The sequence below is a fragment of the Mesorhizobium sp. LNJC391B00 genome (assembly GCF_000502535.1).
GTDB lineage: Bacteria > Pseudomonadota > Alphaproteobacteria > Rhizobiales > Rhizobiaceae > Mesorhizobium.
The window spans coordinates 205,054-218,407 of sequence record NZ_AYWI01000001.1 but is presented as its reverse complement, the minus strand read 5'-3'; the positions used below and the strand labels follow the sequence as shown (position 1 = coordinate 218,407).

The 13,354-nt window shown below is 64.4% G+C and carries 14 protein-coding genes and 1 pseudogene; 6 read left to right on the top strand and 9 right to left on the bottom strand.

Annotated features, from left to right (window positions below):
• Nucleotides 1-11: 11 nt before the first annotated feature.
• A complete protein-coding gene (locus X750_RS161565) occupies nt 12-1,337 on the bottom strand; it encodes a tetratricopeptide repeat protein (RefSeq protein ID WP_023746593.1) in 1,326 nt (441 codons plus the stop codon).
• Between the two features lie 24 nt (nt 1,338-1,361).
• On the bottom strand, nt 1,362-1,985 hold the full coding sequence (locus X750_RS161570; protein WP_023696914.1) for a LysE family translocator: 624 nt from the start codon (nt 1,983-1,985) through the stop codon (nt 1,362-1,364).
• A 229-nt stretch (nt 1,986-2,214) separates the two neighbouring features.
• Here X750_RS161570 and X750_RS161575 point away from each other — a divergent pair, with 229 nt between their 5' ends.
• The 6 genes and pseudogenes from X750_RS161575 to X750_RS161600 all read left to right on the top strand — a co-directional run bounded on the left by X750_RS161575 (nt 2,215) and on the right by X750_RS161600 (nt 6,737).
• Nucleotides 2,215-2,982: a L,D-transpeptidase gene (locus X750_RS161575; RefSeq protein WP_023668871.1), complete on the top strand. Its 768-nt coding sequence runs from the start codon at nt 2,215-2,217 to the stop codon at nt 2,980-2,982.
• 99 nt (nt 2,983-3,081) lie between these two features.
• On the top strand, nt 3,082-4,248 hold the full coding sequence (locus tag X750_RS161580) for a diphosphate--fructose-6-phosphate 1-phosphotransferase (RefSeq protein WP_023746592.1): 1,167 nt from the start codon (nt 3,082-3,084) through the stop codon (nt 4,246-4,248).
• Entirely contained in the window at nt 4,248-5,012 is a 765-nt protein-coding gene (locus X750_RS161585) for an MBL fold metallo-hydrolase (RefSeq protein WP_050588743.1), read from the top strand. The genes X750_RS161580 and X750_RS161585 overlap by 1 nt, the downstream gene beginning before the upstream one ends.
• A 15-nt stretch (nt 5,013-5,027) precedes the next feature.
• Nucleotides 5,028-5,257: pseudogene (locus X750_RS1000000163985) on the top strand (PDZ domain-containing protein); the annotation flags it as partial.
• 131 nt (nt 5,258-5,388) lie between these two features.
• Nucleotides 5,389-6,000: a molybdopterin-dependent oxidoreductase gene (locus X750_RS161595; protein WP_023746589.1), complete on the top strand. Its 612-nt coding sequence runs from the start codon at nt 5,389-5,391 to the stop codon at nt 5,998-6,000.
• On the top strand, nt 5,997-6,737 hold the full coding sequence (locus X750_RS161600) for an FAD-binding oxidoreductase (protein ID WP_023746588.1): 741 nt from the start codon (nt 5,997-5,999) through the stop codon (nt 6,735-6,737). The genes X750_RS161595 and X750_RS161600 overlap by 4 nt, the downstream gene beginning before the upstream one ends.
• 45 nt (nt 6,738-6,782) lie before the next feature.
• On the opposite strand, the gene X750_RS161605 is transcribed toward X750_RS161600, so the two are convergent.
• From X750_RS161605 to X750_RS01000000162575, 7 genes are all read right to left on the bottom strand, one after another.
• The gene (locus tag X750_RS161605; RefSeq protein WP_023746587.1) at nt 6,783-8,252 is read right to left on the bottom strand and encodes a nucleotidyltransferase family protein; all 1,470 of its coding nucleotides are present in this window, start codon (nt 8,250-8,252) and stop codon (nt 6,783-6,785) included.
• On the bottom strand, nt 8,252-8,944 hold the full coding sequence (locus X750_RS161610) for a glycosyltransferase family A protein (protein ID WP_245260725.1): 693 nt from the start codon (nt 8,942-8,944) through the stop codon (nt 8,252-8,254). The genes X750_RS161605 and X750_RS161610 overlap by 1 nt, the downstream gene beginning before the upstream one ends.
• Nucleotides 8,929-9,681 carry a glycosyltransferase gene (locus tag X750_RS161615; RefSeq protein WP_023684291.1) on the bottom strand — a complete coding sequence of 251 codons (753 nt, stop codon included), beginning with the start codon at nt 9,679-9,681 and terminating at the stop codon, nt 8,929-8,931. The genes X750_RS161610 and X750_RS161615 overlap by 16 nt, the downstream gene beginning before the upstream one ends.
• Before the next feature lie 33 nt (nt 9,682-9,714).
• A complete protein-coding gene (locus X750_RS161620) occupies nt 9,715-10,458 on the bottom strand; it encodes a glycosyltransferase family A protein (protein WP_023746586.1) in 744 nt (247 codons plus the stop codon).
• Nucleotides 10,455-11,504, bottom strand: a complete 1,050-nt coding sequence (locus X750_RS161625) for a hypothetical protein (RefSeq protein ID WP_023746585.1) — start codon at nt 11,502-11,504, stop codon at nt 10,455-10,457. Before X750_RS161625 ends, X750_RS161620 begins: the two co-directional genes overlap by 4 nt.
• Before the next feature lie 151 nt (nt 11,505-11,655).
• Nucleotides 11,656-12,078 (bottom strand): PqqD family protein, encoded by a 423-nt coding sequence (locus X750_RS161630; protein ID WP_023668882.1) that lies wholly within the window; start codon nt 12,076-12,078, stop codon nt 11,656-11,658.
• Between the two features lie 162 nt (nt 12,079-12,240).
• Nucleotides 12,241-13,284 carry a hybrid-cluster NAD(P)-dependent oxidoreductase gene (locus X750_RS01000000162575; protein ID WP_245271800.1) on the bottom strand — a complete coding sequence of 348 codons (1,044 nt, stop codon included), beginning with the start codon at nt 13,282-13,284 and terminating at the stop codon, nt 12,241-12,243.
• Nucleotides 13,285-13,354: the final 70 nt, after the last annotated feature.

The following is a 13,354-nucleotide window of genomic DNA, read 5'->3' as shown; positions in this document are numbered from 1 at the left end:
TCCGCCGCGGGTCAATTCTCTGACAAATTGGCGGCGCGTTGCGAAAACAGCGCCGACAGCGGACTGTCCGGCCGGACCAGTGCGCGCTCGGCCGTCAACGCCCAGGCAAGCGCCGTGTCGTCGGCGCGCAACGCCGCCTCGATCAGCGTGAGATCAATCACATCGCGCTGGGCGTGGCTGCCGCCAAAGCGATGGGCAATGGCGCGGATCGGTCGGATCAGGCGCACCGCTTCGCTGTAATTGCCCTCGCCGAATGCCTTGATGCCTTCCGTCAGTGGCTGGCCGACATCCCGGGTAAAGGCGGCGTTGTCGTCGCTGCCGCGCATCGCCTCGTGCTGGGCTTCGAGCAAGATCTTGACCGGCGCTTCGAGACCGGCGCCGACGAATGCCATCATCGCATGCGCATCGTTGAAGGCGTAATTGCCGGCTCCAGCCTTCGGCGCCCAGTTGGCAGCGAGCGCTGCCCAGCGGTCGCCGACATCGACACCGCCGAGATAAAGCCGCCACAGGATCGCAGAGGCGTCGACCATGTTCAGCGCCAGCGTCGAACGCTCGCCATAGATCGGCCCGTCATAGAGCTTGAGCACCTCGTCGGTCTCGCCGAGATCGTAGTGGAACAGCGCCAGATGCCACCAATTATGCACCTGCAGGAAGCTTTCCTTCGTCCACGCCTCGGGGTCGGCGCGCATCCAGGCGATGCCGTCCCGTTGCCGGCTCTGCATCTCCATGACATGGGCGACCGCATGCTGCGCCCAGCCGTCTCGCGGCTCGATCTCGATCGCCTGTCGGCCGAAACTTTCGGCTCTGACATAGTCGCCCATCTCCTCGAGACCGAAGGCCTGCATACCGATAATGGCGTGATAACCTGGCATGCCGCTCTGCCAGGACGGTAGCGCGCGGCCGATACGGTCGCGCAGCATGCGGGCATTGCCGGTGAAGAAGTCGATCTGGTGGCCGACCTGCAACGCCACCGCGTCGAGCGGGTTGTCGATGGCGATATCTTCGAGCAGGCGCGCGGCGTCATGCCAGCGTCCCTCGGCAAGGTGGCCAAGGGCCGCCACATGCGCCTGTTCGCGCGGCGTCGCGGCAAGCGGCAGTGCCGCAGCATGGCATTCCTGGGCGACCGCCGTTGCCTCGCGTTCGGTGGCGAGGCCGAACAGATACCCCTTGAAGACATGCGCCATGACGAAACCGGGATCCGCCGATATGGCGCGGTCAACGGAGCCGACCGGGTCGCCGACGAAGCATTGCAATTCATGCACGGCCTGGCTGTAGGGTGAAAACCCGGCCTCGGTCGCGCCCGAAAACATTAGGCCGAATGGATCTCTTACTGCCATATCGGCCCTGATGCTCCGCAGTTCCTAATTGCCCGAGCGCATCGCCACCGTGGCGATCCCGGCGCCGACCAGCAGCGTGCCGCCGGTGCGGTTGAAGATGCGGATCGCCTTGGGGTTGCGTACTACGTTGCGGGCGCGCGCCGCGATCAGCGCGTAGCCGAAGGCATTGGCGAAGGCGAGCGCCAGGAAGGTCGCTTCGAAGATCAGCATCTGTGTCCAGAAATCGGCTTCCCGGTTGAGGAACTGCGGCAGGAAGGCGACGAAGAAGGTGATGCTCTTCGGGTTGAGTGCGGTGACCAGCCAGGCGTGCGCCATCATCTTGGCGGCCGAGACGGCATCTGTGCGTGGTTCGGCTTTGAGCGCGCCGCCGGCGCGAAACAGTTTTACCCCGAGATAGATCAGATAGCAGGCGCCGATCAGCTTCAGAATGGTGAACACGGTCGCCGACGCGGCCAGCAGCGCGCCGATGCCCAGCATCGACAGGGTCATGGCGGTGAAGTCGCCCAGCGCCACGCCGACGGCCATCGGCAAGGCGGTGCGCCAGCCCTGGCCCAGCGCATAGGACACGACCAGAAGAATGGTCGGGCCGGGAATGATGAGCAGAACGGTGGAGGCGGCGGCGAAGGCGGCCCAGTTTTCGAACGACATCTTTGTCTCCTTGAGCGCAAAGAAAAGGATAAATCCTCGTGTGCGGAGGAATGTAAAGAGCCCTCTCCCAAAAATGCACGGCGGACCATTTCGCCAGATCGCTGCGGCTATTGGCGGCACAGGCTTAAGACCGGTCGTTGGGCCTTCACCCTTTTTCAACCATGTTTGGCGAAACTGCCTGCTATCCGGCCGGACCGTGTTTCCCGCCGACAGCGTAGGGTTTGGGTGCATGCGTGAGTTGCCGCAGAATGTGACGCCGCCAGCAAATGGCGACGCAAACGAGACCGAACATCTCTATTCCCGCCGCTTCGTCCTGTCAGGGGCCGGCGCCATGACGCTGCTCGGCATGGCCGGCTGCAGCACTTCGACGCTCGAGCTGCCGCAATTCCAGCTGGATGACACGGTCACCGGCTCGGTGCGGCCGATCCGTCCGGCGATCAGCGTCGACAAGAACGTCACCGGCCCCGATGTCATGTACGCTTCGCTCAACGATGGCGGCTTCGAAGTGCCGGCGGTGCCCTATCAGAAGGTCAAGCCGGAGTTCCGCCGCCAGATCGTCGTCAACGAGACCGGCGAGGCGCCCGGCACGATTGTCGTCCATCTGCAGGAGCGAAAGCTCTATCTGGTGCAGGAGGGCGGCGACGCCATCCGCTACGGCGTCGGCATCGGCAAGGACGGCTTCCGCTGGTCCGGCCGCGCCAACATCCAGTACGGCAAGGAATGGCCGACCTGGACGCCGCCGCCGGAGATGATCCAGCGCAAGCCGGAACTGGTGAAATGGCAAAACGGCCAGCCCGGTGGCCTCACCAACCCGCTCGGCGCACGCGCCCTCTACATCTACCAGGACGGCAAGGACACCGGCTACCGCATACACGGTTCGCCGGAATGGGCGAGCATCGGCCAGGCGATGTCGTCGGGCTGCGTGCGCCTGATCAACCAGGATATCATCGACCTCTACAGCCGCGTTTCCAAGAAGAACCCGGTCGTGGTCGTCTGATCCTGTGCGGCGGTTTGGCGCCGCTGGAAACTCCCGTTGCGCGATGCGGCAAGCTAGGCCAAGGTGCCTTGAAAACCACAGCGCCGGGAGAGATCGAGCATGGCTGGAACGTTTGTCATCGCACAGGGCGGCGGCCCGACCGCCGTCATCAACCAGACGGTTGTCGGGGCCACGCTGGAAGTCCGCAAGCGCCATCCCGGCGCCAAGGTGCTGGGCTCGCTCCACGGCGTGCGCGGCATTCGTGACGGCAACTATGTCGACCTCTCCGCCATCCCCGAGGACCGGCTGCGGCTGATCGCCGGCACGCCGAGTGCCGCGCTCGGCTCGACACGCGACAAGCCCGACGCTGCCTATTGCGAAGTCATCCTCAACGGGTTGAAGAAGGCCGGCGCCGACGCTTTCATCTACATCGGTGGCAACGACACGTCGGGCACGCAGCAGATTCTGACCGACGCCGCCGGCGGCAGCATTGCTTTCGTCCATGCGCCAAAAACCATCGACAACGACCTCGAGGAAAACGACCACACGCCGGGCTTCATCTCGGCGGCCGAATTCGTCGCCGGCGCCTTCCTGTCCGTCGATCTCGATTTCCGCGCATTGCCCGGCATCTATGTCGGCATCGTCATGGGCCGGCATGCCGGCTTCCTCACCGCGGCGGCTGCAGCCTGGCAGCTCGATCCCGACAGCGGCCCGCATCTGGTCTACGTGCCGGAACGGCCATTCTCCGCCGCCGGTTTCATCGACGACGTGCGCTCCACGCTCGACCGCCACAAGCGCTGCATCGTCGCCGTCTCCGAAGGTGTCAGCACCGCCGACGGCAAGGCGCTGGTCGAAAGCCTGGTGCCGCCGGACAAGCTCGAGCGCGACGCGCATGGCAACGTCAAACTGTCGGGCAGCGACCTGCCGTCAGCTCTGGAACGTGCGCTCGCCGAAGGCCTGCCGGGCAAGCGCGCCCGCGTCGATGCGCTTGGCTACATGCCGCGCGGCTATGTCGGCGCGATCAGCGCCGTCGACGCGCGGGAGGCTTTCGACGCCGGCGCCTTCGCGGTTGCCGTTGCCGGCGAAGGCGGTGGCTCGGTGGCGCTGCAATATGACGGCACGAAAACCGTGCTGAAGAAGGTGCCGCTGAAGAACGTCGCCGGCAAGACGCGCCATATGCCCGACGATTTCATGAAGCCCGATGTCAACCAGCTGTCGGAAGCGGGCATGGCTTACCTGAAGCGGCTGGTGCCGGAAAAATACAAGGTGGGAAAGCCCTTCGTCTGATGGGCGGCCGTTTTGGCGGCACCCGTTTTGGTGGCGAGCGCGTTGTCGGCGACTGGTTCGGCAAGACGATCATCGACGACCGCACGACGATGCTGACCGAGCCGTTCGTGCATGATTTCGTGCGCGCCAACATCTGGCATTTCAGGGGACGCGACGCCGACCTGCTGGTCGACACCGGCATGGGCATCTGCCCGCTGGCGCCTGAGATCGACACGCCCGAGGGCAAGCCGCTCATCGTTGTCGCCACCCACATCCATCTCGACCATGTCGGCTCGCTGCACGAGTTTCCGCTGCGCGCCGGGCCGCGGCACAGTGCCGAGCATTTCGAGACCATGAATGAGGCAGTGACCTACGCCTACATGTTCAACAATCTCGACGGCGCCGTTTCGAAATTGCCGGCGCCGGGCTGGACGGCGGCCGACTACAAGATTCCGCCGGCGCCGCTGACGCGCACGCTGGACGAGGGCGACATCGTCGACCTCGGCGACCAGCAGTTCCGCGTCCTGCATCTGCCCGGACATTCGCCGGATTCGATCGCTTTGTTCGACGAGGCGGACGGGTTGTTCTTTGCCGGCGACGCCATCTACGATTCCATGCTGATCGACGACTTGCCGGATTCCTCCCGGCCTGATTATCGCCGTACCATGCAGCGGCTCCTCGATCTGCCTGTCCGTCTCGGCCATGGCGGCCATGGGCCGAGCTTCGACGGCAACCGGATGCGCGAGATCGCCACAACCTATCTCAGGCGCACCGAAGGCCGCTGACGACATTGTGATCGGAACCAGCGTGGCGCCGTGGTCGAGCGCGTCAATCCGGACAAGGCAGCCGCCAATGCGGGCCTGCAGCCGGGCGACGTCATCGTCGCCGTCGACCAGTCGCCGGTGCGGAATGCGCGGCAAGCCAACCAGGGATCGCCGAGGCCGGCAGATCGGGCCGGAAGTCGGTGCTGCTTTTGGTCGATCGCGGCGACGCGCAAATCTTCGTCGCCGTATCCTTCGCCGCCGGTTGAGACATCATGGCAGGCTCGCCGGACCACCGACAGGCCTGCCGCACGGCGTCGCCAAAATTCCTGTTGCCCGCTGCGACATCTTCGAGAACATTACGGCAGGCCGGCAATGGCCTGCTAAAACGGACGGTCCGATGGTCACTCGCGGTTTTTCCTCCGGTCGAAAGCCTCCGACGGAGACCGATGCGCGCATTCCGCCCGGTCAGTATCTCGAACAGGGCTTTCCGGTGCTGTCGGCGGGGCCGACGCCGCGCGTGCGCACCGAGGACTGGTCGTTCACGCTCAAGCACGGGCCACGCCCGATCAAGAAATGGAACTGGGCCGAGTTCAACGCGCTGCCCTTGACCAAGATGACGCGCGACATCCATTGCGTTACCGCCTGGACCAAGTTCGATACCGCCTGGCAAGGCGTGCTGGTCGACGACATTCTTGCCGACGCCGGCATCGAAGCGCCGACCGGCTTCCTGCTGGCGCATGGCTATGACGGCTACACCACCAACGTGCCGGCTAAGGATCTCACCACGGGGAAGGCGATGGTGGCGCTGCTTTATGAAGGCAAGCCGATCACTGCCGACCATGGCGGCCCGGCGCGGCTCCTGGTGCCGCATCTCTATTTCTGGAAATCGGCCAAATGGCTGAACGGGCTGCAGTTCACCGAGCGCGACGAGCCGGGCTTCTGGGAATTGCGCGGTTATCACATCTATGGCGACCCGTGGCGCGAGCAGCGCTATAGCGGCGATCCATGAGCGAAGCGCCGCAATCTCCCTGGCAGACGGCGAAAATCACCCGGATCGAAAAGCGGACGCCACGCGTCACCAGTTTCTTTTTCGCGCTGTCACGGCCATTCGCCTATCGCGCCGGACAGCATGTCGATGTCAGGCTGACTGCGCCTGACGGCTACCAAGCGCGCCGCTCCTATTCCATCGCCTCGGCGCCGGAGAGCGGCGCCACGATCGAGCTGGCGATCGAGAAGCTCGACGACGGTGAAGTCTCGCCCTTCTTCCACGACATCGCCGCGGTCGGTGACGAGATCGAACTGCGCGGGCCGCTCGGCGGCCATTTCGTCTGGTCCGATGGGGATGGCGGGCCGCTGCTTCTGGTCGGCGGCGGCTCCGGCGTGGTGCCGCTGATGGCGATGGTGCGGCATAGAACCTTGCGCAAATCGGCGGTGCCGGTGGCGCTGATGTTTTCGGTGCGGGTCTGGGACGAGGTGATCTTCCGCGACGAGCTGATCGGCCTCGGCGACGGCCGCGACGGGTTCGAGCTGGTGCTGACGCTGACACGCGAGGCGCCACGGCGCCCGTCCGACTATTCGAGGCGCATCGACACGGCAATGGTCATGCAGGCGCTCACGCGGCTGCCGCGGCCGCCGGCGCTCGCCTTCGTCTGCGGGTCGAACACCTTCGTCTCGGCGGCTGCCCGGGCGCTGATCGACGCCGGCATACCAGCGGAAATCATCCGCACCGAGCGCTATGGCGTCTGAGAGGGCCACAGTGGTTCACCGTTTCATGGAGACAGCGACCCGCTCTCAGGCGGGTGAAAACCTTGCCGACAGCAATTGGAACGGCAGCGCGCCATAGGCGGCGACTTCGGCCTCATTGTCCCAGTTGCGGAACTGGCGCGATGGCCGTGCCTCGATCACCAGAGGCCGGCCGGTGTCGTCCACCGTTACCTTGCCGCGAAAGCGCAGCACACGTCCGCCGCCGGCGCGGCTGATCACCATGGAACGCAAGCGGGCGACGTGACCGCTGCCGGCATTGATTTCCATCTCGATGCGGCGGCGGACTGGCGGAACGACGATCCTGACGGTGACGTCCAGCATCATCTCTCCAGTCCTGTCCGGACGCGGCAGGGCCTGAGAAAGCGCGAACGGTTCCGGCGTCGCTCTTACCTTGCGCAATGTCGGCCTGCCGCGCCAGACGGCAGCAGGCGTCGGATGCTGCAGTCGGCCCTTCTTGCGTTTCAGGCGCAACTGCTTGGCAAAGCCGCGCGACAGCCAGACGAGACCGCCGAAATCGGTGCGCGGCTTGGCCTGCAGCACCGAGGACCAGCGCGACAGGCCGGCGTGATCGGCGTTCGCAACCGTCCGTGCCAGTTCAGCCGGCGGCACTGCAATGCCGATTTCCAGGCTGAGGTAGGACAGCGCCACCGCCGCGGCTACGGCGAGGCCCCGCTTGGCGACGATGTCGGCGAACACGTCCCAGTCGACCTCGTCGCCCTCGATGGCGACGGCGCAGTCGACCAGCCAGTCGCTGTGGGTGTGGGCATCGAGGCCGCCATGCGCGATGGCAAGCGTCATGCGGTCGGCAGGCGAGGGCACAAGCACGCGGACGCCATTGAATTCGGCCGACAGGGCCCGCTGCCAGACCGCCAGATCGTCTTCGGTGCTCTGCTGCGATCCGTCATAGGCCAACTGGTGCAGGTCGATGTCGCCGAAACTGCCCTTGAAAAAATTCATCGAACGCAAGGACGCCAGCCTGGTGCGCAGATATTGCGGACTGACGCCGGTGGCGATCTGCCAGTCGCGTTCGCTAAGCACATCGAAGGCGGCAATCATGGCCTGCGGGCGCACCAGTATGTCGATGTCATGCGCCACCCGGCCGCGCTGCGCCGACGCGTTAACGGCGATCCGGCTGGCGCCTTTGATTAGCATCACCGCGCAGCCGGCGTCGATCATGGCCTGTAGCGCCGGCTCGGCCTCGCGCGCAGCCAGCCGCGATTTGGTCCACAGCATCTTTTGCAGGCCGACAAGACGTGGATAGGCCGGATGCCCAGCGAGCTTGCGGCCGAACCTGTCGGAGATCGCGGCCAGCAGCCGATGCTCTCGGAAGGCAACATGGTCGATATCGTTCTCGTCGAGCCAGCGCGCCGCGTAACGCCCTGCCGCTTCTTCATCGGGCAGCAATGCGGCCTTCAGCAGCTGGTCGAGTCCGCCAGTTGGCCATGACCAACCGTAGTCCGGAAACCGACGGCCGATACGGCGCATGGCATTGGCCATCAGTCGGCGCTCGCCTTTTTCGCTGCTCGCCTTTGCATGGCCAGCCTTACGACTTCGACATAACCGCGGTCGCGCACGGGGTCGCGTCCATAGGACATGCTGTCGGGCCGGATGCGGCGCAAGGTCAGGACATCGTCGAGCATGGCAAGCGCAAAGCCCGCCTCACGGGCACGGGCGATCCAGTCGACCATGTCGCCGCGACCGCCTTGCGGGTCGATGATCGGACCGACGGCCTCGGCCACCTCCCGGCGGATCATCATCGTCGTGCGCGACCAGCCCGCCACCGCCACGTCCTGTTGCACATCGGGCTTGTCATCGCGAAACGTCCGCCAGTGGGCAAAGACTCCTGCCGTCGCGGGAAACCGCTCGAAATGCTCCAGCTGCCTTTCGATCTTGGTCGGCAGCCACAGATCGTCCGCATCGAGCGTGGCGACGAAGGGCGTCGCCAGCGCGGCGATGCCCCTGGTGGTGGCGCTGCCTGGTCCGGCATTGTCCTGGCGCAACACCTGCACCGGCATGCCCAGCGCATTGACCACCGCGACCGTATCGTCGGTCGAGCCGTCATCGACGACGATTATGGCGTCGGGCTGGACCGTCTGGGCCGCGACCGATCGCAGCGTCTCGGCGATGGTGGCGGTCGCGTTGAAGGCCGGAATGACGACGCCGTAGCTGGCCATCACAGGAAACGCCAATTCGCAAGTTCCTTGAAATCGAAGATGCCGTCGACAGGGTGCAAGGAGCGGTCGGCCTCGCGCCGTTTCATCGACTTGTAGACGGCGCGCATGAATTCGCGAAAAGGAACATCGGCCTGCCTGGTCATGTTGCCGGGATGGCGCCGGTAATAGAGCGCAACAGTGTCGGGCATCGTGAATTTCGGCCCGCTTTCGAAAGTGCGCAGCAAATAGTCGGTGTCCTCGGCCTGGTGGAAATCCTCGTCGAAGCTGCCGATGCGTTCGACCAACCGCCGGACGAAGATAGCGGGAGACAGGTGAATGCCGCGAACCGTCACCGAGTGGCTGTCGGCTGTCGGCTCCAGCGTATCGTCATCTATGTCGTCGACCAGCGTCATGCGCGAATAGGTCAGCTCGAGGGTGGGGTCTGCGTCGAAACAGGCCAGATCCGCCTTGAAGCGGCCCGGCGGGGAAATGTCGTCGGAATCGAGAAACGATACCAGCCCGGTCTGCGGCAGCAATTGCCGCAAGCCCGCGTTGCGTGCCCGCGTCACCCCGGCATTCTGCTGCTGGAAAAGGCGAATGCACGGCGCCTCCGCGATCAGCGAGCGCACGACCGCCACCGAACTGTCGGTCGAACCGTCATCGATAACGATGATGTCGAGATCGGCGGCATCGCGCTGCCTCAGCAGCGAGCGCAGCGCCGAGCCGACATGGCGTTCGCGGTTGTAGACCGGCATGATCACGCTCAGCTTCACGCACGCATTCCAGGCTGTGATCTGTTCATTCTTTCACCACTCTGCCGGGCGCTTGATCTCGAAAAGCCCCTCGACCGGGCGCCGCGACGGATCGGCCTTGCGCCGCCGCAAGGATTTCTGAATTACACGTAGATATTCGCGCACCGCCACATCCCTTTGCTTGGTCAAATTGCCGGGGTGGCGCCGGTAGTATACCGCGACGGTGTCGGGAAAAATGTGCTTTGGGCTGGTTTCGAAAATGCGCAGCAGATAGTCGGCGTCTTCGCCCTGCCGGAACTCCTCGTCGAAAGCACCTGTACGGTCGATGAGTGCCCTGCGGAATATCCCGGCGCTAAGGCTGACGCCGCGCACGGTGGGACCTGCGCCGCCCCGTGCCGGCTGCAGGGCTTCGTCGTCCATGAGATCGACGCGCGTCATCAGCGAGTAGGTCAGCTCGAGCGCAGGGTCGGCCGCGAACAGGGGTAGGCCAGCCTTGAATCGTCCAGCCGGCGAGACGTCGTCCGAATCCAGGAACGACACCAGTTCGGTTTGCGGCAGCAACTGCTTCAGCCCTGTGTTGCGGGCGTTGGCCACGCCCTGGTTGGCCTGCTGGAACAGGCGGATGCACGACGCTTCTCGCATGATGGCGCGGACGGCTTCAACGGAGCTGTCGGTCGAGCCGTCGTCGACAAGGATGATATCGAGATCGGCATCGTCGCGTTGCCTGAGCAGGGACCGCAACGTCGAAACGACATAGATCTCCCGATTGTAGACCGGCACAATGATGCTCAACTTCATGCAGCGCCCCGAAGGACAAAATCCGCAATCGTGCCGGCGATCTCGCGCGGCTCGGTCCCCAGCGACAGCCGGTAGCATGGCAGGTCGCGGGTAAGCTCGCTGAAAAAGCGAAAGCCCGCTTCCCGCTCCCCCGGCATCTGCACGATTCCTGACGGGGCCAAGGCGATCATGGCATCCTTGCGCGATATGGGCATGACCGAGCTTCTCGCACCTCCCCTGATATGGGGCACTATCAAAGCAATAATGTCCAGACTTGCAGGAGTTGGTCGAGGCGCGATCTCGTCGATGTGAAAGGCATGCTTGCCTTGCCAGTTCAGCGGTTGGTACGACTTTAGCCGACCCTCCAGCTTCAGCCGCCTGAAGCCCTCCGGATCCTGCTTGAGCGTGGCAAACAGCGGATAGGCCGTCACCCCCTCGGTCCGGTCGATCAGCACATAGTCGTCGCCGACGCTATCGAGCCCATTGAGCAGGCCGGCGACGACCGTTCCCGATTTGCCGGCACCGCCGGAGCCCGCCAGCAGGACGCCCTTGCCATCGATGCCCAGCGTGCCGGCATGGGTGAGCCGCATGCCGCGCGCCGCATATTCCCAATGCAGGAAGGCGCGCAGCGGCGCCCCTTGTTCCCATGGCGGAAAGGCGTCGGCCGACATCATCAGCTGCGCCCCGACATGGCGTTGCGGATCATGGAACTGCCAGAAGTCGAGGTCATGATAGTAGCTGCCGCGCAATCCGGCCTCTTCCAGCCGGTTGGCAAAGGCATGATGGTTGTAATCGCCTCGGCCCCAGGTGGCCGGGGCGGGGACGCCATCGATGCCCCGGTGGGCGACGAAAATGCGGCAGCCGTCAGATGCAGACGGATTGCCCGGAGCCGGTATGAAGGCATGGCCGATGGTATCTGCCAGCGTGCCATTGTCGAGATGGACACTCAGGTCCAGCCCCGGCAACCGCACGCTGGCGGTAACGGGATAGAATGCGGCGGCGCTTTCCGCGGCCGCCAGCACATGGCGGGCATAATCCGGCAGGGTTTGCAGCGTGATCAAAGGCATGTGTTGGTTGTTCAGCGTCCAGAATTGCGCCGGGTCGCCTGATGCATGTCGCTCGGGGTGGCCCCGGTTTTGAGACGACGACATGCATAAAATCAAAGATCTAAGCGCGTCGCCTGAGTCCGTTCAAACGCGACGCGCTTTAGGGAAACGATTATGCCTGTTTCACCGCCGGCCAGCCGAGAGGTTCCTCGACCTCATGGATCGGGTCGACAATGATGAGATCGGCAAGGTCGTCATGGACATCGACCTTGAGCGGCTCATTGCTGGCAGCAAGCGCAGCCGACAGCTCGCCCGAAAGCGGTTGTGCCGGTGTTTCGGCTGGCGCAAGCAACCCGAAATCGAGCAGTCGGGCAACGAAGCTTTCGAGGTCGGCTAGGCTTATTTTTGCGGCGCCCGCGGCAGCTCCGACCAGCGCTTCAGTGGCGACGCCGGACGACAAAGCCTGCCAGACCCGGCTGCCGGAATCGGAAAAGCCAAAATACTTACCGTTCGAAAGATCGAGAACGACGGCTTCGCCATCGAATGATTCGAAAACGATGTCCTTGCTTGCGACCGCGTAGACCCGCTGTTGCATCGCTCTGTCCCCCGTTCCATGCGCCCATGAAGGGATGCGCCGGTTTCACGGTCTGCCCAGCCCTTCCTAAGTGCGTCTAAATCACTCGGCCTATGCTTGGCAAGACAAAGACCCGCGAACACAACGCCTGCGTCGGCGACCGTTGCGGCGAAGTCGACCGGCTCAAGCCTCGATTTCGAGCGCCGACAACGGTTTCGAGCAGCAGGCAAGGATGAAACCGTCATCGATCTCGTGGTCGAGGATGCCGCCATTGTGGCTCATCTCGACTTCGCCGGAGACCTTCTTCACCTTGCAGGTGCCGCACAGGCCGAACTCGCAGGCGGCGGGAATCCGCACGCCCGAGCTGCGCGCGGTCTGCAGCACGGTCTGGCCGGCGACGCAGCCGGCATCGACCTCCGAAAGCGAGAAGCGGATCGGCGTCACGGCTTCGACAGGTGCAGCGATGCCGTCCTCGACCGGGGAGGCAAACGGCGCCGGAATTTCCTCCACCACAGGCGCGGCAAAGCTCTCCTGATGGTATTTCGTCATGTCGAAGCCGGCGGCATCCAGCATGCCGCGCACGGCGCGCATGAACGGATCGGGGCCGCAGCAGAAGATTTCGCGCTCGCGGAAATCCGGAGCCAGCAGGGGCAGCCGGATCGCGTCGATGCGCCCCATATGACCGTACCAGCCCTCGCGGCTGGAACGTTCCTCGATCATGAAGCCGAGCGACAGGCCGGGCATATGGCCGCCGAGCAGTTCGAGTTCCTTGCGGAAGATGATCTCTTCGGCACGCCGCGCGCAGTTGACGAAACCGACATCGGTCCATGGCGCGCAGTCGTTCAGCCAGCGCAGCATCGACATCATCGGCGTCACGCCGGAGCCGGCCGAAATGAACAGGTATTTGGCCGCCGGGTGGCTGTGCAACGAGAAGTCGCCCGCCGGTCCATAGGCCTTGACGTGCGAGCCGGGTGCCAGATGGTCGAACATCCAGCGCGTGCCGATGCTGCCGGCCTGCGCCTTGATCGTCACCGCGATCGAAAACGGCCGCGATGGCGACGACGACAGCGTGTAGGTGCGCATCAGCGGCCCGTCCGGTGTCGGCAGTTCCAGCGTCAGGAACTGGCCCGGCTTGTAGCGGAACCAGGTCTGGTTGTCGGAGCGGAAGGTGAAGGTCTTGACGTCGGGCGCCTCGTCGCTGACGCCGATCACTTCCAGCACCTGCAGCCTATCGTTTCACGGCGCCATCTGGTCGAGATGGCGATAGAGCCCAAGATCCGTCATCGCATTCATCCTC

What these genes read in the sequence shown, in the direction of transcription:
- X750_RS161565 (WP_023746593.1), bottom strand. Translation starts at nt 1,337, where the DNA reads ATGGCAGTAAGAGATCCATTCGGCCTAATGTTTTCGGGCGCGACCGAG.
- X750_RS161570 (WP_023696914.1), bottom strand. Translation starts at nt 1,985, where the DNA reads ATGTCGTTCGAAAACTGGGCCGCCTTCGCCGCCGCCTCCACCGTTCTG.
- X750_RS161575 (WP_023668871.1), top strand. Translation starts at nt 2,215, where the DNA reads ATGCGTGAGTTGCCGCAGAATGTGACGCCGCCAGCAAATGGCGACGCA.
- X750_RS161580 (WP_023746592.1), top strand. Translation starts at nt 3,082, where the DNA reads ATGGCTGGAACGTTTGTCATCGCACAGGGCGGCGGCCCGACCGCCGTC.
- X750_RS161585 (WP_050588743.1), top strand. Translation starts at nt 4,248, where the DNA reads ATGGGCGGCCGTTTTGGCGGCACCCGTTTTGGTGGCGAGCGCGTTGTC.
- X750_RS161595 (WP_023746589.1), top strand. Translation starts at nt 5,389, where the DNA reads ATGGTCACTCGCGGTTTTTCCTCCGGTCGAAAGCCTCCGACGGAGACC.
- X750_RS161600 (WP_023746588.1), top strand. Translation starts at nt 5,997, where the DNA reads ATGAGCGAAGCGCCGCAATCTCCCTGGCAGACGGCGAAAATCACCCGG.
- X750_RS161605 (WP_023746587.1), bottom strand. Translation starts at nt 8,252, where the DNA reads ATGGCCAATGCCATGCGCCGTATCGGCCGTCGGTTTCCGGACTACGGT.
- X750_RS161620 (WP_023746586.1), bottom strand. Translation starts at nt 10,458, where the DNA reads ATGAAGTTGAGCATCATTGTGCCGGTCTACAATCGGGAGATCTATGTC.
- X750_RS161625 (WP_023746585.1), bottom strand. Translation starts at nt 11,504, where the DNA reads ATGCCTTTGATCACGCTGCAAACCCTGCCGGATTATGCCCGCCATGTG.
- X750_RS161630 (WP_023668882.1), bottom strand. Translation starts at nt 12,078, where the DNA reads ATGCAACAGCGGGTCTACGCGGTCGCAAGCAAGGACATCGTTTTCGAA.